This is a genomic window from Pseudomonas sp. PVC-5-1 (assembly GCF_057444345.1).
Window position 1 is genome coordinate 4,375,555 of record NZ_CM172024.1, and the last position, 21,349, is coordinate 4,396,903.

Sequence of the window (21,349 nt, forward strand, 5' to 3'; positions counted from 1 at the left end):
TTCGCCCCCGTACAATGCGGGGTCATTTCAATGTCTTAGGCAATCGACACGGCTCACCATGCGCACCAGTCAATATTTGCTCGCCACCCAGAAAGAAACCCCTGCCGACGCAGTGGTCATCAGCCATCAGCTCATGCTGCGTGCCGGCATGATCCGCAAACTGGCCTCTGGCCTGTACACCTGGCTGCCGATGGGCTTGCGGGTGATGCGCAAGGTCGAGGCCGTGGTGCGTGAGGAAATGAACGCCGCCGGCGCCCTGGAAGTGCTGATGCCCAGCATCCAGCCCGCCGAACTGTGGCAGGAATCCGGCCGCTGGGAACAGTATGGCCCCGAGCTGCTGCGCCTGAAGGATCGCCACCAGCGCGACTTCTGCGTCGGCCCGACCCACGAGGAAGTGATCACCGACCTGGCCCGCAACGAGCTGTCCAGCTATAAACAGCTGCCGCTCAACATGTACCAGATCCAGACCAAGTTCCGTGACGAGATCCGCCCGCGCTTCGGCCTGATGCGCGGTCGCGAGTTCATCATGAAGGACGCCTACTCGTTCCATGCCGACCAGGCTTCCCTGCAGGAAACCTACGACCGCATGCACCAGGCGTATAGCAACGTGTTCACCCGCCTGGGCCTGGACTTCCGCCCGGTTCAGGCCGACACCGGCTCCATCGGTGGCAGCTATTCGCACGAGTTCCACGTACTGGCCGAGTCCGGCGAAGACGACGTGATCTTCAGCGACAGCTCCGACTACGCCGCCAACATCGAGAAGGCAGAGGCCATCCCGCGTGAAACCGTGCGCCCCGCCCCTACCGAGGAGCTGCGCCTGGTCGACACGCCGAACGCCAAGACCATCGCCCAGCTGGTGGAAAACTTCGGCCTGCCGATCGAGAAAACCGTCAAGACCCTGATCGTGCGCGGCGCCGAAGAAGGCAAGCTGGTAGCACTGATCGTGCGTGGCGACCATGAGCTCAACGAAATCAAGGCGGCCAAGCTGGAACAGGTTGCCGACCCGCTGGTCATGGCCACCGACGCCGAACTGCGCGAGGCCATTGGTGCCGGCGCCGGCTCGCTCGGCCCGCTGAATCTGCCGCTGGAAATCGTCATTGACCGCTCGGTTGCCCTGATGAGCGACTTCGGCATTGGCGCCAACATCGACGACAAGCACTACTTCGGCGTGAACTGGGAGCGCGACCTGCCGGTTCCACAGGTCGCCGACCTGCGTAACGTGGTCGAAGGCGACCCGAGCCCGGACGGCCAGGGTACCCTGGTGATCAAGCGCGGCATCGAAGTGGGCCACATCTTCCAGCTCGGCACCAAGTACAGCGAGGCGCTGAAGTGCCAGGTGCTGGGCGAGAACGGCAAGCCGGTAACCCTGTCCATGGGCTGCTACGGCATCGGTGTGTCCCGCGTGGTCGCAGCTGCCATCGAGCAGAGCTACGACGAAAAGGGCATCATCTGGAACGACGCCCTGGCCCCGTTCCAGATCGCTCTGGTACCGCTGCGCTACGAAACCGAGGTGGTTCGCGAGGCGACCGACAAGCTGTATGCCGAGCTGACCGCTGCCGGCTACGAAGTGCTGCTGGACGACCGTGACAAGAAGACCAGCCCAGGCATCAAGTTTGCCGACATGGAGCTGATCGGCATCCCGCACCGCATCGTCGTCAGCGATCGCGGCCTGGCCGAAGGCAACCTGGAATACAAGCACCGCACCGAGCAGGACGCCCAGTCGTTGCCGCTCGATGAAGTGCTGACCTTCTTGCAGGCCCGCGTTCGCCGCTGATAACCAATGCACGAGTGATCATGTTCAAGCGAAGTACCTTTCCCCTGGGGGGCGCCGCACTGTGCGGCGCCCTGCTCGTCAGCGGCTGCGCCAACCAGATGTCCCAGCGCAGCGACCACGAGGAGCGCGTCGAGCGCAAACTGCTCGAGCACACCCTGCAGATCGATGTCGGCGAGCCGAAGGTGATGGAGCTTCCGCAACGACGTGTGCGCGTGCATGAGCAGAAGCGCTTCGAAGTCACCGAATTCGAAGTCACCCGCAGCTATGACCGCTATACGCCTTACCAGCCCTGGCGGGAGATCTACGAGATCCCGCTGGGTGCGGTGGCCGTGGTGGCAGGCGTGGGTGCCAACGTGGTCAATGTCTTCGCCCTGGGCAACCTCCCGGAAAGCATCACCCACGACTGGCTCAGCTACGGCGTGGACGGGCTCAACCCGTTCATGAACGTGCCGTCCAACGGCCGTGCCCAGCAGAACCTGGCCGGGATCAGCGAAGTGCAGAAAGGCAAGCGCGAGGAATCTACCAGCGTGCCCTGGAGCGAGCGCCTGGTCGAGGTCAAGGCCGGCAAGATGACCCACGAGCTGACCACCGACAGGAACGGCGTGCTGCGCCTGAACCTGCTCGACAGCCCGTTCTCCGAGCAGAACCTCAACCACATCGGTACCCTGCACCTGCAGGTGCTGGACGAGGACAACGCGGTACGTGGCGATGCCAGCCTGCTGGTCAGCGCCACCCTGCGCAACAAACTGCTCGAGGCCCATGAACTGATCTTCGATGACCTCGAAGATGACGATGTCGGCCAATGGGTTCACCGGGTCAAGCGCTTGTCCGAACTCGGCCTGGAAGAAGAAGCCAGTGAAATGGAACAGAGCCTGATCGAACTGACCCGCAACGATCCGGAGTTGCAGCAGGAGTTTCTGCAGTCGCTGACCAAGGCCACTGGCCGGTTGGTGGCCGACCCGGGCGCGCAGTAACCCGCATCACGCAATACCTTGTAGGAGCGGCCTTGTGTCGCGATGGGCTGCGAAGCAGCCCCATGATTTCAGCCTTGATGCATGAATTGCCGGGGCTGCTTCGCAGCCCATCGCGACACAAGGCCGCTCCTACAGGGACCGCGTTAAATTGGCGGGCCAATTATTGAGGCGGGAACAGCTCCAGCTGCTCATGCGCCCCGCGCAAGTCGCGCAACCTCACGCCTACCCCCAGCAAGCGCACCGGCTTGCCACCACGGGCAAACGCCTGCCCCAGCAATTGGCGATAACTCTCCAGGTCCCTGCCCGCCCCCGCCTGCTCCATGGTGGTCTGGCTGAAGTCATGGAACTTGACCTTGACGAAGGGTTTTTCCGGCCGGTAACTGCTGTCCATGCGGGCGATACGCTCGTTCAGGCTCTCCAGAAGTTCGGGCAGCCGTGCCAGGCAACTGGCCAGGTCCGGCAGGTCGGTGTCGTAGGTGTTTTCCACGCTGACCGACTGCCGGCGACTGTCATTGTGCACGGCACGCTCATCGACACCCCGTGCCAGCCCCCACAAACGCTCGCCAAAGCTGCCGAACTCGCGCACCAGCGCCAGACGCGACCATTCGCGCAGCTCCAGGCAGGTTTCGATACCCAACCGCGCCAGCTTGTCTGCCGTTACCTTGCCCACCCCGTGTAACCTGGCCACCGGCAGGGCGGCAACGAATGCCTCCACTTCGCCCGGGGTAATCACGAACAGGCCATTGGGCTTGCGCCAGTCACTGGCGATCTTGGCCAGGAACTTGTTTGGCGCCACACCGGCCGAGACAGTGATATGCAGGGTGCGGGCGACACGGCGGCGGATATCCTCGGCAATGCGCGTGGCGCTGCCCGAGTACCACTGGCTGTCACTTACATCCAGGTAGGCCTCGTCCAGCGACAGCGGCTCGATCAGTTCGGTGTAGTCACGGAAGATCGTGTGGATTTCCCGCGAGGCTTCACGGTAGGCCTCGAAGCGCGGCTTGACGATCAGCAGGTCCGGGCACAGCTTCAGCGCGTGCCGCGACGACATGGCCGAACGCACGCCGTAGGCACGCGCTTCATAGTTGCAGGTGGCGATCACCCCACGGCGGTCGGCCGAGCCCCCCACCGCCATGGGCCGCCCGGCCAGGCGCGGGTCGTCACGCATTTCGATCGCGGCATAGAAGCAATCGCAGTCGACGTGGATGATCTTGCGCAAGGACATGGATGACCGTCAGCACTGTAAATTCATACAGATAGTATCGCATGCGCCCTCGGGTATGCAGCCTGTGCGCGACATTGCTCGATAATCGGCCTGAAAGCCCCGTCGCGCCTGAGCTGCGAGCCATATACAGACGCTAAGAGTTTGAACAAGAAAGGTTTTTTCAGAAAAAAGCTTGACACCCGCGGGTAAATCCGTAGAATTCGATCTCACAGGCGCGGGATGGAGCAGCCTGGTAGCTCGTCGGGCTCATAACCCGAAGGTCGTCGGTTCAAATCCGGCTCCCGCAACCAGATTCGAGAAAAGGCCACTGTTAACACAGTGGCCTTTTTCTTTTGCGTCAAATAATGCGCTGATAGAAATTTCAAAAAAATCAACGACTAGCGCTTGACACCCTTTCTGGAAACTGTAGAATGCGCACCACTGACGCGGGATGGAGCAGCCTGGTAGCTCGTCGGGCTCATAACCCGAAGGTCGTCGGTTCAAATCCGGCTCCCGCAACCATATTCGTCAGAACAAACCCCGCCTGTGTAACAGCAGCGCGGGGTTTGTTGCTTCTCCCCTCCTGCTTTTCGCCCCCCCAAATTTTCCCGTCCTACAGCCAACCCGCAGGCTTGAGAGGTCGTGCCCAGGATGAACTATCTTTAACCCTGCCAGACCGCTGAAAACGCTCGAGGCCGGAGTAACATTGGATACGTTTTTCTAAGGGACTTTCACTTGGCCATACCTTTCCCTCACCTCGCGCTGCACGCCCGGGGAAATCCATGACTTCCCACAATCCCGAATCCCCGGTGCCGCTTGCCACAAAGCTGCCTGGCGCCGTACAACGTCTGCCCTTGCTGGAACGCATGAGCCGTTACCGCCAGCCCATCGGCCTGGTAGTGACCCTGGTGTTGTTCACCATGGCCTTGGTCGCCTGTCGCCACCTGTTGAGCGAGTTGGACATCTATGCCTTGCACGATGCCATGCTCAGCGTGCCGACCCAGTCTTTACTTGGCGCCTTGCTGGCAACCGTGCTCGGTTTCGTGATCCTGCTCGGTTACGAGTGGTCGGCCAGCCGCTATGCCGGCGTGAAACTGCCCGCGAGCAGCCTGGTGCTGGGCGGCTTCAGCGCCTTTGCCATAGGTAACGCCATCGGCCTGTCGATGCTTTCGGGCGGTTCGGTGCGCTATCGCCTGTATGCACGCCAAGGGGTTGGCGCAGGTGAAGTTGCACGGATGACCGTTTTTGCCAGCCTGTCACTGGGCTGCGCGCTACCGCCTCTGGCCGCCTTGGCGACCTTGAGCGACCTGCCGGCGGCCTCGGCCGCACTGGGTTTGGCGCCTGGCTTGCTGGCAGGTATCGCCACAGCCGTGCTGCTGGTGTGCAGCGTGCTGGTTTTCGGTCTATACCGCCGACGCCTGGCTGAACAACCATTGGCCAACAACCTGCTGGTACAACTGGGCCGCCGCACGCTGCGCCTGCCCGGCGCACGCCTGGCGGCCCTGCAATTGCTGATCACCGCACTGGATGTCGCCGCTGCCGCCACCGTGCTGTATCTGCTACTGCCCGAAGCACCGCCATTCGGTGCCTTTATCCTGGTGTACCTGCTGGCCTTGGCCGCAGGTGTGCTCAGCCACGTACCGGGCGGCGTCGGGGTATTCGAAGCCATACTACTGGCGGCTTTTGCCGACCAACTTGGCGCGGCGCCGCTGGCAGCGGCACTGCTGCTGTATCGGCTGATCTACGTGGTGCTGCCGCTGCTGCTGGCCTGCGCGCTGCTGCTGGCCAACGAGGCCCGGCGCCTGCTGTTCGCGCAACAGGCTATCAAGGCCGCTTCCGGGCTGGCTGCACCGATCCTTTCGATCCTGGTATTCCTGTCCGGGGTGGTGCTGCTGTTCTCCGGTGCCACGCCCGAAATCGACACCCGCCTGGAGCACATGGGTTTCCTGGTTCCGCACCGCCTGATCGATGCTTCGCATTTTGGCGCCAGCCTGATCGGCGTGCTGTGCCTGCTGCTGGCACAAGGCCTGCGCCGGCGCCTGTCCGCCGCCTGGCTACTGACCACCGTGCTGTTGTTGGTCGGTGCCCTGCTGTCGCTGCTCAAGGGCTTCGATTGGGAAGAGGCCTGCTTGCTGACCCTCACTGCCGCTCTGCTCGCCCTATTCCGCCGCTCCTTCTACCGCCCCAGCCGCCTGCTCGAATTGCCATTCTCGCCGGTGTTTCTGGTAGCCAGCGCCTGTGTGGTCGGCGCATCGGTTTGGTTGTTGCTGTTCGCCTATCAGGATGTTCCCTACAGCCATCAGTTGTGGTGGCAGTTCACCCTCGATGCCGATGCCCCGCGTGGCCTGCGCGCCGCCATGGGCAGCGCCTTGCTGCTGGCGGCCGTGGCCCTGACCTGGCTGCTGCGTACCGCACCGCCGGTGATCCACTTGCCAGACGAAGAAGAGCTGCTGCGTGCCAACCGCATTCTGCTGGCATCCGACCAGCCAGATGGCGGCCTGGCGCTGACCGGTGACAAGGCGCTGCTGTTCCACCCTGGCAACAACGCCTTCCTCATGTACGCCCGTCGCGGTCGCAGCTTGGTGGCCCTGTACGACCCGATCGGCCCGGCCCAGGAGCGCGCCGAGATGATCTGGCAGTTCCGCGACCTGTGCGACCTGCACCATGCCCGCCCGGTGTTCTATCAGGTGCGCGCCGAGAACCTGCCGTTCTACATGGACATCGGCCTGACCGCGCTGAAGCTGGGTGAAGAAGCCCGGGTCGACTTGCGCCGTTTCGATCTCGAAGCCAAGGGCAAGGAAATGAAGGACCTGCGCTACACCTGGAACCGTGGCGGCCGTGACGGCCTGAGCCTGGAAATCCACGAACCCGGGCATGCCCCGCTGGCAGAGCTGAAGGAAATTTCCGACGCCTGGCTTGGCGGCAAGAACGTGCGCGAGAAAGGCTTCTCGCTGGGGCGCTTCAGCCCTGAATACCTGCAGCATTTTCGCATTGCCCTGATCCGCTTCCAAGGCCGCCCGGTGGCTTTCGCCAACCTGCTGGAAACCCATGGCAAGGAACTGGCCAGCCTTGACCTGATGCGTGCGCACCCCGAGGCCCCGAAGCTGACCATGGAATTCATGATGATCGGCCTGATCTTGCACTACAAAAGCCATGACTACGCCCGCTTCAGCCTGGGCATGGTGCCGCTTTCCGGTCTGCAGCCGCGGCGTGGCGCGCCCTTGACCCAGCGCCTGGGCTCGATGGTGTTCCGCCGTGGCGAGCAGTTGTACAACTTCCAGGGGCTTCGACGCTTCAAGGACAAGTTCCAACCGGACTGGGAACCCCGTTACATGGCCGTGCCGGCCGGGCTCGACCCGCTGGTGGCACTGGCTGACACCGCCGCCCTGATCGCAGGCGGCCTGACTGGATTGGTGAAACGTTGATGACCCGACGCTTTTGGCTGTACCTGCTGGTTCCCCTGCTGTTGGCCGCCCTGGGAGGCGCGCTGGCGTTCTGGCTATGGACGCGCCCGGCTCCCGAGGCACGCCTGGAACAACTGAGCATCAATGACACACGCATCACCCGTGTGACCCCAGCCGTGCACCCCAAGGCCCGGGTGGCCATCGGCGTACCCCAGGACCAGGCGCTGACCGACAGGCAGCTGCTGGACCTGGCCCAGGCTGGCGAAGCGCAACTGGTGCAGGTGATCCTGCCGCCCAATGACTGCAGCAAACAACAACAGGCCCTGGACCAGGCCTTGGGCCAGTTACCGGAGAAGCCGACCCTGGTTGCCGGTATCGGCCCTGGCGCCGCCCAGGCCTGGCGCTGGCTGGCCAGCCAGAACAACGACAAGGCGCGGGCGATTTCCGTGGGCTTCAGCCTGGAACAGCCGGGCTGCCAGACAGCGCTGCCGAAGTCGGCCGCCCACGGCCACTGGAACGTCGCCTGGAACGACAACCCGGATGACGCCAGCGCCGCCTTCGTGCGCGACCAGGCCAATGCCGAAACCAGCATCAGTGACTACGACATCCACCTGCCACAAGTGCTCAAGGCCCAACTGACCCAGGCCCTGGTCGGCCACGACGGCAACGCCCTGGCCATTCCGGTAGTCGAGGTGCCAGCCGGGCAGACCACCGACACGGTCACCCTGTTCCTTTCCGGTGATGGCGGCTGGCGAGACCTGGACCGCGACGTGGCCGGGGAAATGGCCAAGCTTGGTTACCCGGTGGTCGGCATCGACACACTGCGCTACTACTGGCAACACAAGACCCCGGAACAAAGCGCCGCCGACCTGTCCGAGCTGATGCAGCACTACAGACAGAAGTGGGGCACCAAGCGCTTCGTGCTGACCGGTTATTCGTTCGGTGCCGACGTCCTGCCGGCGATCTACAACCGCCTGCCGGCCGAGGACCAGCAGCGTATCGACGCGGTGATGCTGCTGGCCTTTGCACGCAGCGGCAGCTTCGAGATCGAAGTCGAGGGCTGGCTGGGCAAGGAAGGCCAGGAAGCGCCAACCGGGCCGGAAATGGCCAAACTGCCGGCGTCCAAGGTGGTGTGTGTGTATGGCGTGGAAGAAACCGACGAGAGCGGTTGCACCGACAAGACTGCGGTGGGTGAACGCCTGAAGCTGCCGGGGGGGCACCACTTCGACGAAAACTACCCGGCACTGGCCAAGCGCCTGATCGGTGAGATCGAGACGCGCCAGGGCAAGTCGAGTGTGGCTGAGCAGAACTGATAGGACCTTGCGGCCCATTCGCGGGTAAACCCGCTCTCATCGAACTGCACATAACTCATTGAATTAGCGGGGCCCCTGTGGGAGCGGCTTTAGCCGCGAACACCGGCGCAGCCGGTGCCATGCACCGCGTTGGATTCTTCGCGGCTAAAGCCGCTCCCACAGGGTACGCGGTTTGCTTGCAATTTCAGTTATCTACGCGCCAGCGCAGCCCAAAAGGCTGAGCCATCTCCCACAGGTCCAGCGCAAGCCTTGAAAGCTATGCGGCCCATGTGGGAGCGGGCATGCCCGCGAACACCGGCGAAGCCGGTGCCCTACACCGAGTTCCCGGCTTCGCGGGCACGCCCGCTCCCACATGGGGCGAGTTGAGCCTCAGATCTCGACCTGGGTACCCAGCTCGATCACCCGGTTCAGTGGCAGGTTGAAGAAGCGCAAGTTGCCGTTGGCATTCTTCAGCAGGAACGCGAACAGGTTGCCCCGCCAGCGCGACATCCCCTCCAGCCGTGAGGCGATCACGGTCTCGCGGCTGAGGAAGAAGGTGGTGCGCATCGGGCTGAAGTCAAGGTCTTCCAGGTGGCACAGCTTCAACGCCGCCGGCACGTCCGGTTCGTCCATGAAGCCGAAGTGCAGCAACACGCGGAAGAACCCATCGCCATAGGCCTCCACTTCAAAGCGCTCCTGTTCCGGCACGCGTGGCCGGTCCTCGCTGACCACCGTCAACAGCACCACCTGGCTGTGCAGCACCTGGTTATGCAGCATGTTGTGCAACAGCGCATGGGGCACCGCATCGGAGCGTGCCGTGAGGAACACCGCCGTGCCTTCGACCCGGTGCGGAGGCTGAATGCGGATACTGCTGATGAACAGCTGCAGCGGCAGCGCGCCTTCGTCGATGCGCTCCATCAGGATCTGCTTGCCACGCTTCCAGGTGCTCATCAACAGGAACAGCACAGCGCCGGCCAGGACCGGGAAGGCCCCGCCCTGGATGATCTTCGGCACGTTGGCGGCAAAGAACAGCCCATCCACCAACAGGAAACCCATCAGGATCGGCACCGCCAGCACCGGTGGCCACTTCCATAGCAGCAGCATCACCGCCGCAACCAGGATGGTGGTCATCAGCATGGTACCGGTCACAGCCACCCCGTATGCCGCCGCCAGGGCACCGGATGACTCGAAACCGAGCACCAGCAGTACCACGCCGACCATCAGTGTCCAGTTGATCGCACCGATATAGATCTGCCCCTGTTCATCGCTGGAAGTGTGCTGGATCTGCATGCGTGGGATGTAGCCCAGCTGGATGGCCTGGCGGGTCAGGGAGAACGCCCCCGAGATCACCGCCTGCGAAGCGATCACCGTGGCCATGGTAGCCAGGCCGACCATCGGCAGCAGTGCCCAGCCCGGCGCCAGCAGGTAGAACGGGTTACGTGCTGCATCCGGGTCCTGCAGCAGCAACGCGCCCTGGCCAAAGTAGTTGAGCACCAGCGCCGGCAGCACCAGGGCAAACCAGGCCCGAGCGATCGGCTTGCGGCCAAAGTGGCCCATGTCGGCGTACAGCGCCTCGGCACCGGTCAGCGCCAGGACCACCGCGCCGAGAATGGCAACGCCCATGCCGGGGTGAACCACGAAGAAGTTGACCGCCCAGGCCGGGTTGAAAGCCTTGAGCACTTCCGGGCTCTGCGATATGCCGTACACGCCCAGCGAGCCCAGCGCCAGGAACCAGGTGACCATGATCGGGCCGAACAGCTTGCCGATCTTCTCGGTGCCGTGCTTCTGCACCAGGAACAGCGCCACCAGGATCACCAGCGAAATCGGTACAACCCAGTGATCGATACCATCAAACGCCAGGCCCATGCCTTCCACCGCCGACAGCACCGACACCGCCGGCGTGATCATGCTGTCGCCATAGAACAGCGAAGCGCCGATCAACCCGCACACCACCATCAACGTACGCAACCTCGGGTAGGCCGCCGTGGCCCGCCGCGCCAGCGCGGTCAGCGCCATGGTGCCGCCCTCGCCCTGGTTGTCGGCGCGCAGGATGAACATCACGTACTTGAACGACACTACCCATAGCAGCGACCACAGGATCAGCGACAAGATCCCCAGCACGCCGTCATGGTTGACCGGCACTCCGTACCCGCCGCTGAAGACCTCCTTGAGGGTATACAACGGGCTGGTGCCGATATCGCCATAAACCACCCCGACCGCCGCCACGAGCAGGCTCAACGACCGCGTCGCCCCCTGCTTCCCCTCGTGCCCGCCCTCGGCGTGACTGCTTGCCTGAACCATCGACCACTCCCGCAGACGGCCTTGCAAGGCCAGTAAAATTCCCGATGCGCCAGGTGATACTGATACCCCCGGCGCAATGGCGCGAAGCATAGCGCAGCGTTCGTCGCATTTCTGCTGGTCAAGCGACCCTGCGCTCGCTAGAATTGCGCACTTTTTGATCAGAGGCGCCAAAAGCGTCCGTCAAGATCGCCCCCGATTCCGGCCGGGCGACCTGCATTCAATACCGAGGTTAGTCATGTCCACCACGCCCGCCACCCCCAAGGTAGGTTTCGTAAGCCTGGGTTGCCCAAAAGCCCTGGTCGATTCCGAGCGCATCCTGACCCAGCTGCGCATGGAAGGCTATGAAGTCGTGCCCACCTACGAGGACGCCGACGTAGTGGTGGTCAACACCTGCGGCTTCATCGACAGCGCCAAGGCCGAGTCGTTGGAAGTGATCGGCGAAGCGATCAAGGAAAACGGCAAGGTCATCGTCACCGGCTGCATGGGTGTCGAGGAAGGCAGCATCCGTGACGTGCACCCGAGCGTGCTGTCGGTCACCGGCCCGCAGCAGTACGAGCAGGTGGTCAACGCCGTGCACGAAGTGGTGCCACCACGCCAGGACCACAACCCGCTGATCGACCTGGTGCCGCCGCAGGGCGTCAAGCTGACCCCGCGCCACTATGCGTACCTGAAGATTTCCGAAGGCTGCAACCACAGCTGCAGCTTCTGCATCATCCCGTCGATGCGCGGCAAACTGGTCAGCCGCCCGGTCGGCGAAGTGCTGAGCGAGGCCGAGCGCCTGGTCAAGGCCGGGGTCAAGGAGATCCTGGTGATTTCCCAGGACACCAGCGCCTACGGCGTCGACGTCAAGTACAAGACCGACTTCTGGAACGGCCGCCCGGTCAAGACCCGCATGCTCGAGCTGTGCGAAGCCCTGAGCAGCCTGGGTGCCTGGGTACGTCTGCACTACGTGTACCCGTACCCGAACGTCGACGACGTGATCCCGCTGATGGCCGCCGGCAAGATCCTGCCGTACCTGGATATCCCGTTCCAGCACGCCAGCCCGAAAGTGCTCAAGGCCATGAAGCGCCCGGCCTTTGAAGACCGCACCCTGGCACGTATCAAGAACTGGCGCGAGCAGTGCCCGGAGCTGGTGATTCGCTCCACCTTCATCGTCGGCTTCCCGGGCGAGACCGAGGAAGACTTCCAGTACCTGCTGGACTGGCTGACCGAAGCCCAGCTGGACCGCGTGGGCTGCTTCCAGTACTCGCCGGTGGAAGGCGCCCCGGCCAACGACCTGGGCCTGGAAGAAGTGCCGGACGACGTCAAGCAGGACCGCTGGGACCGCTTCATGGCCCACCAGCAGGCCATCAGCGCCGCCCGCCTGCAACTGCGTATCGGCAAGGAAATCGACGTGTTGATCGATGAAGTGGAAGAGCAAGGTTCGGTTGGCCGCAGCTTCTTCGATGCCCCGGAAATCGACGGCAGCGTGTTCATCGATGGCGACCACGGCTTCAAGCCGGGTGACAAGGTACGTTGCCGCGTGGTGGATGCCGACGAATACGACATGTGGGCTGAACCCATCTAACGCAGCAGCAAACTGAAAAGCCCCTGCCCCGCCATTCCCCACAAGGAACTCCCGGGCCAGGGGCTTTTTCGTCAGAACGCGTGAAAAAGCATCAGGCCGCCCTCTGCATCCGGGCTGGCATCCGAGAAGCCTTTGACTGCATAGAGTTGCACTTTCCACTGCTGGTTGAGCTTGTGTGTCAGGAACAGGGTAAGTTCCTTGATCTGCGCGCCCGTCGAGACGACTTTCTGCCGCCAGTCGTAGGAGGCACCCGCCGAAGTACCTGCACCCACGGGCATGGCGAAGCCGAGACTGGCAAATATCGGGTCGTCGAAATCACTGTCGGGCGGGTCGCCGAACTTCTTCCAGCCCAAGGTCGCGAAACCGGTCACCGGGCCAAAGGCCTTGGCGATGTCGACCTGGCCGGTGTAGTCGTATTCACCGGTGCCCAGGCACTGGTCTTCATCGGCAGTGGGGAATTTGACCTTGCCGATCAGGTCCAGCATCAGGCCACCGTCACTGCCGTCGAGCAGGGCGTAACCGGCGCTGGCAACCGTGTCTCCCAGCCCGCTTTCCACATCCCGGCAGCCACCGGGCAAGGGGTCACCATTCGGGCCCACTTCAGGGTTGGTGATGCGCAGCCAGGGCACAGTGACCTTGTAGGTCATTGGGCCGGTTTCATACTTGCCGACCACGGGAATGTACCAGATTTCCGAGGTTGTACCCGTGCCATAGTCGCCACTTGAATAGTCCATACCTATGGCGGCGCTGAAGGTATCGCCCAGGACCGACGCGCTGGCGCATGACAGCAAGCAGGCGAAAAGAGGGAGCGTGGGTCTCATCTGCACCTCGGTATCCCGGACGGGAAGGGTGATCGCACTTACCCAGCCTAGTTGCCTAATGCCCGGATCGCTCTGGATGCTCCACTTTTTCGGCTTTCTCTACTGTCTCGGGTCTTTCGACCTTCTCTACTTTCTCGACCTTCTCAACTTTTTCTACCTTCTCGACTTTCTCAGGCTTTTCGATCTTCTCGACCTTCTCGACCTTCTCAGGCTTTTCGATCTTCTCGACCTTTTCGGGCTTCTCGGCTTTCTCGATCTTCTCTACTTTTTCTACTTTCTCTACCTTTTCAACCTTCTCTGCTTTTTCAATTTTTTCCACCTTTTCGAGCTCGACCTTCTCTACCCGGTCAGAGCTTCCGCTATTGCTGCTCTCGGGTCGCTCCATGGTGTCGACATGTTCCGACTTTCCGGACTTGTCCACGCGTTCAGTACCGTCCCGACCACTGGAATCGTCAACACCGCCGTGCCCGCTGTGGTCATCATTGCTTTCAATGCGATCACTGGTCGCATCGCGTCCGCCATGCCCGCTATTGCTGGAACCTTCAGCGTCACGGGTGCCGTGCCCGCTGCCACGCCCCGAATGCCCTCTGTCCGGGTTGTCGGCACGGTCGTCATCGAACTCCACGCGGGTTGCCCGCAGCTCGTGCTTGCCATTGAACACCCCGCTCACCCGCACACGTTGATCGAGCGCCAATGCCGCGGGCTGCTTGCCGACGATCACGGTGCCCTGCCCCAGCGTCACCTTGATGCCTGCCACCACCAGTTGTTGAGCGTGCCTGCGCTGTACCAGCCCCTCGATCACCGCCGTCTGCACACGGCCAGCAAAAGGCAGGCTCGGGTCTGGGCGGGTTTGCGCCACTTCCAACTGGCGTCCGGTCCACTGCCCACGCACCAGCACTTCCCTCGCAGGTGCCACACGGGTTCCCAGCTTCAGCCCCTGGAGGCTGCCGGCACGGTCTACCGCACCGATGGCACTGGCTTCCCTGAGCCCCGGCGCCCGCTCGATACGGCTGGCTACCACTTCACCCCTGGCATCGCGCAGGCCACTGACCCTGACCGGCTCGCCCGGGCGCAACCCTTCAGCCACCCGCGCCCCTGCAGCAAGCCGCACGGGTTGGCCCATGACCCGCAGGGGGGCCGATGCATTGGGCAGTGCCGTCAGCGGCCCTTCGTAAACGTTGAGGATCGAGATGCGCCCTGCTTGCAGGCCGCGTTTGCCGGCAAATGCCTCAACCGCGACAACCTGGCCGATTGCCAGGTGAGCGCTACTAACAGGCGCACCGTTTTCACTCACCGGTACGTCCTTGCCAAAGTGCACTTCCAGGCCATTGACGCAGATCGAGGCGAACCCGGTAATGGTGCCGACGATGCCCGTGCCACCGGTACCGCCCGGGCGCAGGATCGGTGCGCCGGTACCGCCTGCCCCGCCGTGATCGATGAAGGTGCCGTCCACACCGTCGGCCACCGCACCGGTCCCGCCCGTGCCGCCGGGACGCTGCGGCAGCGGCGCACCGGTGCCACCCACTCCGCCGTTTTCGCTGCGTACACCGGTACCACCGACACCGCCCGTCCTGGCCCCGGTACCACCAATACCGCCCGGAAACTGCAAACCCGCCGCCCCCGCCATACCCACTTCGTCACGGCTGACACATACCGGTGCTGCGGCCACCTCGGCAGGCGCCACCAGGTTCAGCCCGAAACCCAGGACCAGTGTGACGACACTGAGGCAGCGCGCGAGGGAAGTCATGGGTCGGGGGTCTTCGACAAATCGGGGTCGGTAGTTTCAGTGTAGAAATAAAGCCCTACCGTGATGCGCTGACGTTGCTCGGCGCTGGGCACATCGGCATCTTCCAGGTCTGATGCAAGCCGGCTGAAGGCAAGCAGCATCTGCATGCCGTCCTTGTCCACCGCTGCACGCAAATGGTCGACGCTGGCCGGGCTCAAGGCGTCGTAGTGCACACTGCGTTCCAAGAACGGCTGGCCGTCCCCACTCAGGTTGTGCACTGCTGCGCAGGCATGGTCATGCAGGTTGTGGCCAAAATACGCGGCCTTTTCGTCGAAGCCCTTCTGCGGCACGAATGCCTGGGCTTCCAGGTGGACACAGTCCTGCTCGTCGAGCCGGACGATACCCAGGCGCAACCACTCATCCAGCACCACCCGCCCGCGGATGTCGGTGCTGATCTTCGCCACCAGCGCATCGAAGGAACGATCGCCGCCAACGCTCGCCAGACGCGGCAACGGCAGCGCCTGGCCAGGCTCCGAGCAGAACGGCTTGCCAGTGGTCCACATATTGACCAACTGTGCACCTAACGTAATGTTTGCCGGCAGCGCGGCGAGCGATGTGCCCCCCTCGCTACGCAAACGCCGGACATCCTTGCGATGCACGCCCGTGAGCAGGCTGATGCGGCTGTCGGTCGGCACTGTACCGTCCAGGCGAAACTCGCGATGGGCCACATCGACGAACACTTCCTTGAGCAGGTCGGCGAACATCGTGTAGGTGACCCCTTTGCGCAGCATCAGGCGCACCAGAGGACGCATGACACGCCGCAGTGCGCTTAACATCGAAGGGGGGATGGTAGGCGATTGCATTGAGCGCATTCCTTGACAGATGAACCCAGTATACGACGCGGGAAAAGATCCCACACCAACTGTGACCATATCCCTGACGAGATGAGGGATAGTCGTCGGCGCTCATTGCATTCGCGTTCAGTGGGGCTGCCGTGTATCCGAACCTGGCCTCATACAGGCCCGCTCCGTGGGCGCTGCATGAGACCGTTCAGAGCCAGTCAGCTCCTGCTGTTGTCATCACCCGGTTCGCCTGCGGCATGCTCACCGCGGTCATCACCCGGTTCGCCACCCAGATGGTCACCACGATCATCACCAGGTTCACCACCAACGTGATTGCCGTGGTCATCGCCAGGCTCACCGCCAACATGATTGCCATGATCGTCCCCGGGCTCACCGCCAACGTGATTGCCATGATCGTCACCGGGCTCACCGCCAACGTGATTACCGTGATCGTCCCCAGGCTCACCGCCAACGTGATTGCCATGATCATCACCCGCTTCAGCGTGGTTGCCGCTGCGCCCAGAGTTCGAGGAACCGTCATGGCCGCGCCCACTGTTGCCGGCATGGCCACCTCCATCCCCGCCAGCGCCGTGGCCGCCGCCTTCACCGCCATGGCCACCACCGCCACCACCGTGACCACCTCCGCCGCCACCATGGCCACCACCGCCACCACCGTGACCACCGCCGCCACCACCATGGCCACCACCGCCGCCACCGTGACCACCGCCGCCACCACCATGGCCACCACCGCCACCACCACCGTGACCACCGCCACCACCATGGCCACCACCGCCGCCCCCACCGTGGCCACCGCCGCCCCCACCATCCTTGGCGTAGGCGCTGGAGCCATTGGATATCGAGTCTGGGATCAGAACGATGGAAGTCGACAGCACGCCAGCAACGGCAACCGTCAATAGCGCCTTTTTGAACAGCACATGTATTTGCATATTTCGTCTCCAGGTCGTCGCCATGAGAAACGCCAAATCAAGCCGGGAATCTGTTCAGTTCTTGCTTTTCATTGTGTGGGAATTTTTCCCACAGAAAAGTAATAGACCGCCAAACCCCGAGGTTCAAGCAGCGCACGGAGAAGCCGACCGGTGGTTGGCCTGCTATGTTTGCCTTATCGTCATGGAGGAACACCGGCATGCATTCGGTACTGACGCTGCAAACCCCGCGCTTGAGTGACTACGGCGAACTGGTACAGGTGTGGGAGGACTCTGTACGCGCCACCCACGACTTCCTGCCGGATTGCTACATCGTCTTGCTGCGCGACCAGGTGCTGCGTCGCTACCTCGATGCAGTGATGCTGATCTGCTGCAAGGACCGCCAGCGCATCTGCGGCTTCGCCGGGGTCGCCAACGGGCGCGTGGACATGCTGTTCGTCGCACCGGACTACCGTGGCAAAGGGGTTGGCAAGCGCCTGCTGCACTATGCAATCGACGAACTGAATGCCGAGCGCCTGGACGTCAATGAACAGAACCCGCAAGCCCTGGGCTTCTACCTGCATGAGGGCTTCGAGGTGATCGGCCGTTCGGAAACCGACGGCCTGGGGCAACCCTACCCGCTGCTGCACATGCGCCTGCGCAAAACGGCGTAAATGACACAGATTCCCAGCCCCTCTGCCGCGCGGGCAGGTACAATGCAGGTCTTTCCCTGCCTTTGCGAATTACCGTCATGTCCGAACCCGTCCGCCTGTCCAAACGCCTTATCGAGCAGCTTGGCTGCTCCCGCCGCGAGGCCGAGTTGTATATCGAAGGCGGCTGGGTCACGGTCGATGGCATGGTGGTCGAGCAACCGCAGTTCAAGGTCGAGCAGCAGCGCGTCGAACTGCTGCCGGGTGCCCGTGCCGAAACGCTGGAACCAGTAACCCTGCTGCTGAACCAGGCGGCCAACGTGGACAGCGAAACCGCCCGCGCCAGCATGAACATGGGCAACCTCAGCGAAGCCCACCGCGAAGGCGTGCGCGCACTGCACGGGCATTTTGCCCGGCAGGCCTGCGTGGCGCCGCTGGAGCGCGGTGCCAGTGGCCTGCAGGTATTCACCCAGGACTGGCGGGTAACCCGCAAGATCGAAGCCGACCTGCGCCGCCTGGAACAGGAATTCATCGTTGAAGTGCGCGGCGAGACCACACCCCAGGCGCTGGAACGCCTGGCGCGCGGTGCCACCCGCAATGACCGCGAGCTGCCTAAAGCCAAGGCCAGCTGGCAGAACGAGACCCACCTGCGCATGGCCCTGAAAAACCCGCAGCCCGGGCAGATCGCCGAGTTGTGCGCCTACCTGCGCCTGGAGCTGGTAGGCATGCGCCGCATTCGCCTGGGCGGCGTGTCGATGGGCAAGCTGCCCCTGGGCCAGTGGCGCTACCTGGCCACTACCGAACGTTTCTAAGCAATACGCCGCGCCACAGGTGCGGCACCTGAACAGGATTCTGCAACAATGAACCACAACGACGTCCTGCGCAGCCTGCGCTACATGCTCAAGGTGAATGACGCCAAGATGGCCGAAATCATCGGACTATCCGGCCTCGACGTGCATCCCCTGGTGCTGGCCACCTACCTGAAGAAGGAAGACGAGGAAGGCTTCGTGCGTTGCCCGGAACGAGTCATGGCGCACTTTCTCGACGGCCTGGTGATCCACCGCCGCGGCAAGGATGACAGCCGCCCACCGCAGCCGATCGAGCTGCCGGTGACCAACAACCTCATCCTCAAGAAGCTGCGGGTGGCCTTCGAGCTCAAGGAAGACGACCTGCATGCCATCCTCAAGTCGGTCAACTTCCCGGTCAGCAAGCCCGAGCTCAGCGCACTGTTCCGCAAGGCCGGCCATGACAACTACCGCCCGTGCGGCGACCAGTTGCTGCGCAACTTCCTCAAGGGCCTGACCCTGCGCGTGCGCGGCTGATTGGCCATGCAGCATTCGGTTACCCCGGTCGGCATCATCCGCTCCTGTTTCAAGGAAAAGTTCGCCATCCCGCGCCAGCCGCAACTGGCGCCCGCCGCACGCGGTGTGCTCGAGCTGCTGCCGCCGTTCGACCAGGGCGATGCGGTCGAGGGGCTGGAACAGGTCAGCCATGTCTGGCTGCTGTTCCTGTTCCACCAGGCACTGGAAGACAAACCCCGCCTGAAGGTGCGACCACCGCGCTTGGGTGGCAACAAGAGCATGGGTGTGTTCGCCACCCGCGCCACCCACCGGCCCAATGGTATCGGCCAGTCGGTGGTACGCCTGGAAGGCGTGGAGCCAGGGCGCCTGCTGTTGTCTGGCATCGACCTGCTCGACGGTACGCCGGTGCTTGACATCAAGCCGTATGTGCCTTACGCCGATAGCATCGCTGGCGCCAGCAACCAGATGGCCAGCCAAGCGCCTGCCGCGATCGCCGTGCAGTGGGGCGACAACGCCCTGCCCCAGGCCCGCGAACATGCACTGCGCCAGGGTGAACCGCTGGTGGAGCTGATCGAGCAGTGCCTGGCGCAGGACCCACGGCCGGCCTACCAGGTGCCACCGGCCGAGCGGGTGTATGGGGTGAAGTTCTGGGATGTGCAGGTAAGGTGGCATTACCCGCAGCCGGACGTGATCCGGGTGCTGGAGGTGGTGAAAGATTGAGGATCACAGGCCCGGCCCTATCGCCGGCAAGCCAGCTCCCACAGGGACCTCACAATGCTCACGCCTGTGGTGGCCCTGTGGGAGCTGGCTTGCCGGCGATAGGGCCGGGCCTGAAAGCACAATAATCACCCACAAAAAAGGCGACCCTGAGGTCGCCTTTTCTTTTCACCATCCCGCGATCAACGAGCCGGGCCTTCAGCCACGCCCAGGTCGTCGGTCGGACGGGTATCGACCAGCGGCGCACCACCGGAGGCCAGCTCCGATGCCAGCTTGTCGTTGTCCATTTCCTTCACCCACTTGGCCACGACCACGGTGGCAACGGCGTTGCCAACCAGGTTGGTCAGCGCGCGGGCTTCGGACATGAAGCGGTCGATGCCGAGGATCAGCGCCAGGCCGGCAACCGGCAGGTGGCCAACGGCCGACAGGGTGGCGGCCAGGACGATGAAGCCCGAACCGGTAACACCGGCAGCACCTTTGGAAGCCACCAACAGCACCAGCAGCAAGGTGATCTGGTGAGTGATGTCCATGGTGGTGTCAGTGGCCTGGGCGATGAACACCGCAGCCATGGTCAGGTAGATCGAGGTGCCATCGAGGTTGAACGAGTAACCGGTCGGGATAACCAGGCCAACCACCGACTTCTTCGCACCCAGGCGCTCCATCTTGGCCAGCATGCGTGGCAGGGCCGACTCCGAGGAGGAAGTGCCCAGCACGATCAGCAGTTCTTCACGGATATAGCGGATCAGCTTGAGGACACTGAAGCCGTGGGCGCGGCAGATACCGCCCAGCACCACCAGCACGAACAGCAGGCAGGTGATGTAGAAGCAGGCCATCAGGTAGCCCAGTTGCACCAGCGAGCCAACGCCGTACTGGCCGATGGTGAAGGCCATTGCACCGAAGGCACCGACCGGGGCCAGTTTCATGATCATGTTGATGATGTTGAACATGACATGGGCGAAGCGGTCGATCATGTCCAGCACCGGCTTGCCATAGCTGCCCAGGCGGTGCAGGGCGAAGCCGAACAGCACGGAGAACATCAGCACTTGCAGGATGTCGCCGTTGGCGAAGGCGCCGACCACGGTGTTCGGGATGACGTTGAGCAGGAAGCCGACAGTGGTCTGCTGCGCGCCGGCGGCGGCGTAGGCAGCCACGCTGCTGGCGTTCAAGGTGCTGACATCGATGTGCATGCCAGCGCCCGGCTTGACCACGTTGACAACGACGAGGCCGATGATCAGGGCGACCGTGGAGACGATTTCGAAGTACAGCAGCGCGTAGCCGCCAGTCTTGCCGACCGACTTCATGCTCTGCATGCCGGCGATGCCGCTGACCACGGTGCAGAAGATGATCGGGGCGATGACCATCTTGATCAGTTTGACGAAGCCGTCCCCCAAGGGTTTGAGGGCGACGCCCGTCTCCGGATAGTAGTGGCCGAGCAGGATACCGATGGTGATGGCGACCAACACCTGGACATACAGGGATTTGTACAGCGGCTGACGTGTCGTCATGGCTAATTTTCCTCAAGTGTGCCGGTTCACCCTTCCCAGGGCGATGGGGCACCTGAATCGCTAACCCTCCTGCACCCGGAGGGATTTGTCGTTGTGTTCGAGCTGCCTGGGCAGGCCTCTGCGAGGATCAATAGCAAGGGTGGTGCCAAAATGCCCACGAAGGGTGCAAGTGCCGTATTTGCGAGGGATAAACGCCCAACGACGGGGCGAATTGCCTGAGGAAGGCTGGCGGATTTCCGCCCGGTGGCGGGATTTGTACAGGGGCATTGGCGGGAATCCGCCCATTGTGATTTGCCTATGCGGGCCCTTTCGCGGGCTTGCCCACTCCCACAGGTACTGCGCAGGGCC

General features: G+C 63.1%; 16 protein-coding genes and 2 tRNA genes. 11 read left to right on the forward strand and 7 right to left on the reverse strand.

Features of this window, described 5'->3' with window-relative positions; translation table 11 throughout:
* Positions 1 to 58: 58 nt before the first annotated feature.
* Positions 59 to 1,774, forward strand: coding sequence for a proline--tRNA ligase (locus AC2T3R_RS20045; RefSeq protein ID WP_013973819.1), 1,716 nt, complete (start codon positions 59 to 61; stop codon positions 1,772 to 1,774).
* Positions 1,775 to 1,794: 20 nt separating this feature from the next.
* A complete protein-coding gene (locus AC2T3R_RS20050) occupies positions 1,795 to 2,748 on the forward strand; it encodes a hypothetical protein (protein ID WP_023661807.1) in 954 nt (317 codons plus the stop codon).
* A 160-nt stretch (positions 2,749 to 2,908) separates the two neighbouring features.
* Here the strand turns inward: AC2T3R_RS20050 and dinB are convergent, their stop codons facing one another.
* Positions 2,909 to 3,967: a DNA polymerase IV gene (gene dinB, locus AC2T3R_RS20055; RefSeq protein WP_161551482.1), complete on the reverse strand. Its 1,059-nt coding sequence runs from the start codon at positions 3,965 to 3,967 to the stop codon at positions 2,909 to 2,911.
* Positions 3,968 to 4,186: 219 nt separating this feature from the next.
* Here dinB and AC2T3R_RS20060 point away from each other — a divergent pair.
* The 4 genes from AC2T3R_RS20060 (at position 4,187) to AC2T3R_RS20075 (ending at position 8,669) form a co-directional block, all read left to right on the forward strand.
* Positions 4,187 to 4,263, forward strand: a tRNA-Met gene (locus AC2T3R_RS20060).
* A gap of 134 nt (positions 4,264 to 4,397) precedes the next feature.
* Positions 4,398 to 4,474, forward strand: a tRNA-Met gene (locus tag AC2T3R_RS20065).
* A 260-nt stretch (positions 4,475 to 4,734) separates the two neighbouring features.
* A complete protein-coding gene (gene mprF, locus AC2T3R_RS20070; RefSeq protein WP_024087592.1) occupies positions 4,735 to 7,377 on the forward strand; it encodes a bifunctional lysylphosphatidylglycerol flippase/synthetase MprF in 2,643 nt (880 codons plus the stop codon).
* Positions 7,377 to 8,669 (forward strand): virulence factor family protein, encoded by a 1,293-nt coding sequence (locus AC2T3R_RS20075; RefSeq protein WP_015271483.1) that lies wholly within the window; start codon positions 7,377 to 7,379, stop codon positions 8,667 to 8,669. Before mprF ends, AC2T3R_RS20075 begins: the two co-directional genes overlap by 1 nt.
* Positions 8,670 to 9,038: 369 nt before the next feature.
* On the opposite strand, the gene AC2T3R_RS20080 is transcribed toward AC2T3R_RS20075, so the two are convergent.
* The gene (locus tag AC2T3R_RS20080) at positions 9,039 to 10,949 is read right to left on the reverse strand and encodes a potassium transporter Kup (RefSeq protein ID WP_236223220.1); all 1,911 of its coding nucleotides are present in this window, start codon (positions 10,947 to 10,949) and stop codon (positions 9,039 to 9,041) included.
* A gap of 235 nt (positions 10,950 to 11,184) precedes the next feature.
* On the opposite strand from AC2T3R_RS20080, the gene rimO reads away from it, so the two are divergent.
* Positions 11,185 to 12,516: a 30S ribosomal protein S12 methylthiotransferase RimO gene (gene rimO, locus AC2T3R_RS20085; RefSeq protein ID WP_013973825.1), complete on the forward strand. Its 1,332-nt coding sequence runs from the start codon at positions 11,185 to 11,187 to the stop codon at positions 12,514 to 12,516.
* Positions 12,517 to 12,587: 71 nt separating this feature from the next.
* On the opposite strand, the gene AC2T3R_RS20090 is transcribed toward rimO, so the two are convergent.
* The 4 genes from AC2T3R_RS20090 to AC2T3R_RS20105 all read right to left on the reverse strand — a co-directional run bounded on the left by AC2T3R_RS20090 (position 12,588) and on the right by AC2T3R_RS20105 (position 16,852).
* Positions 12,588 to 13,337, reverse strand: coding sequence for a hypothetical protein (locus AC2T3R_RS20090; protein ID WP_247846448.1), 750 nt, complete (start codon positions 13,335 to 13,337; stop codon positions 12,588 to 12,590).
* Between the two features lie 55 nt (positions 13,338 to 13,392).
* Positions 13,393 to 15,084, reverse strand: a complete 1,692-nt coding sequence (locus tag AC2T3R_RS20095) for a DUF5666 domain-containing protein (protein WP_486744166.1) — start codon at positions 15,082 to 15,084, stop codon at positions 13,393 to 13,395.
* Positions 15,081 to 15,926, reverse strand: a complete 846-nt coding sequence (locus AC2T3R_RS20100; RefSeq protein WP_486744167.1) for a DUF6502 family protein — start codon at positions 15,924 to 15,926, stop codon at positions 15,081 to 15,083. The genes AC2T3R_RS20095 and AC2T3R_RS20100 overlap by 4 nt, the downstream gene beginning before the upstream one ends.
* A 197-nt stretch (positions 15,927 to 16,123) precedes the next feature.
* Positions 16,124 to 16,852 (reverse strand): hypothetical protein, encoded by a 729-nt coding sequence (locus AC2T3R_RS20105; protein WP_486744168.1) that lies wholly within the window; start codon positions 16,850 to 16,852, stop codon positions 16,124 to 16,126.
* 197 nt (positions 16,853 to 17,049) lie between these two features.
* Between AC2T3R_RS20105 and AC2T3R_RS20110 the strand changes: the two genes are divergently transcribed.
* From AC2T3R_RS20110 to tsaA, 4 genes are all read left to right on the forward strand, one after another.
* Positions 17,050 to 17,502, forward strand: a complete 453-nt coding sequence (locus AC2T3R_RS20110) for a GNAT family N-acetyltransferase (protein WP_039613957.1) — start codon at positions 17,050 to 17,052, stop codon at positions 17,500 to 17,502.
* A gap of 77 nt (positions 17,503 to 17,579) precedes the next feature.
* A complete protein-coding gene (locus AC2T3R_RS20115; protein ID WP_085721545.1) occupies positions 17,580 to 18,290 on the forward strand; it encodes an rRNA pseudouridine synthase in 711 nt (236 codons plus the stop codon).
* A gap of 48 nt (positions 18,291 to 18,338) precedes the next feature.
* The gene (locus tag AC2T3R_RS20120) at positions 18,339 to 18,800 is read left to right on the forward strand and encodes a YehS family protein (RefSeq protein WP_013973832.1); all 462 of its coding nucleotides are present in this window, start codon (positions 18,339 to 18,341) and stop codon (positions 18,798 to 18,800) included.
* 6 nt (positions 18,801 to 18,806) lie between these two features.
* Positions 18,807 to 19,499, forward strand: coding sequence for a tRNA (N6-threonylcarbamoyladenosine(37)-N6)-methyltransferase TrmO (gene tsaA / locus AC2T3R_RS20125; RefSeq protein ID WP_486744169.1), 693 nt, complete (start codon positions 18,807 to 18,809; stop codon positions 19,497 to 19,499).
* Positions 19,500 to 19,678: 179 nt separating this feature from the next.
* On the opposite strand, the gene AC2T3R_RS20130 is transcribed toward tsaA, so the two are convergent.
* Entirely contained in the window at positions 19,679 to 21,001 is a 1,323-nt protein-coding gene (locus AC2T3R_RS20130) for a dicarboxylate/amino acid:cation symporter (protein ID WP_013973834.1), read from the reverse strand.
* Positions 21,002 to 21,349: the final 348 nt, after the last annotated feature.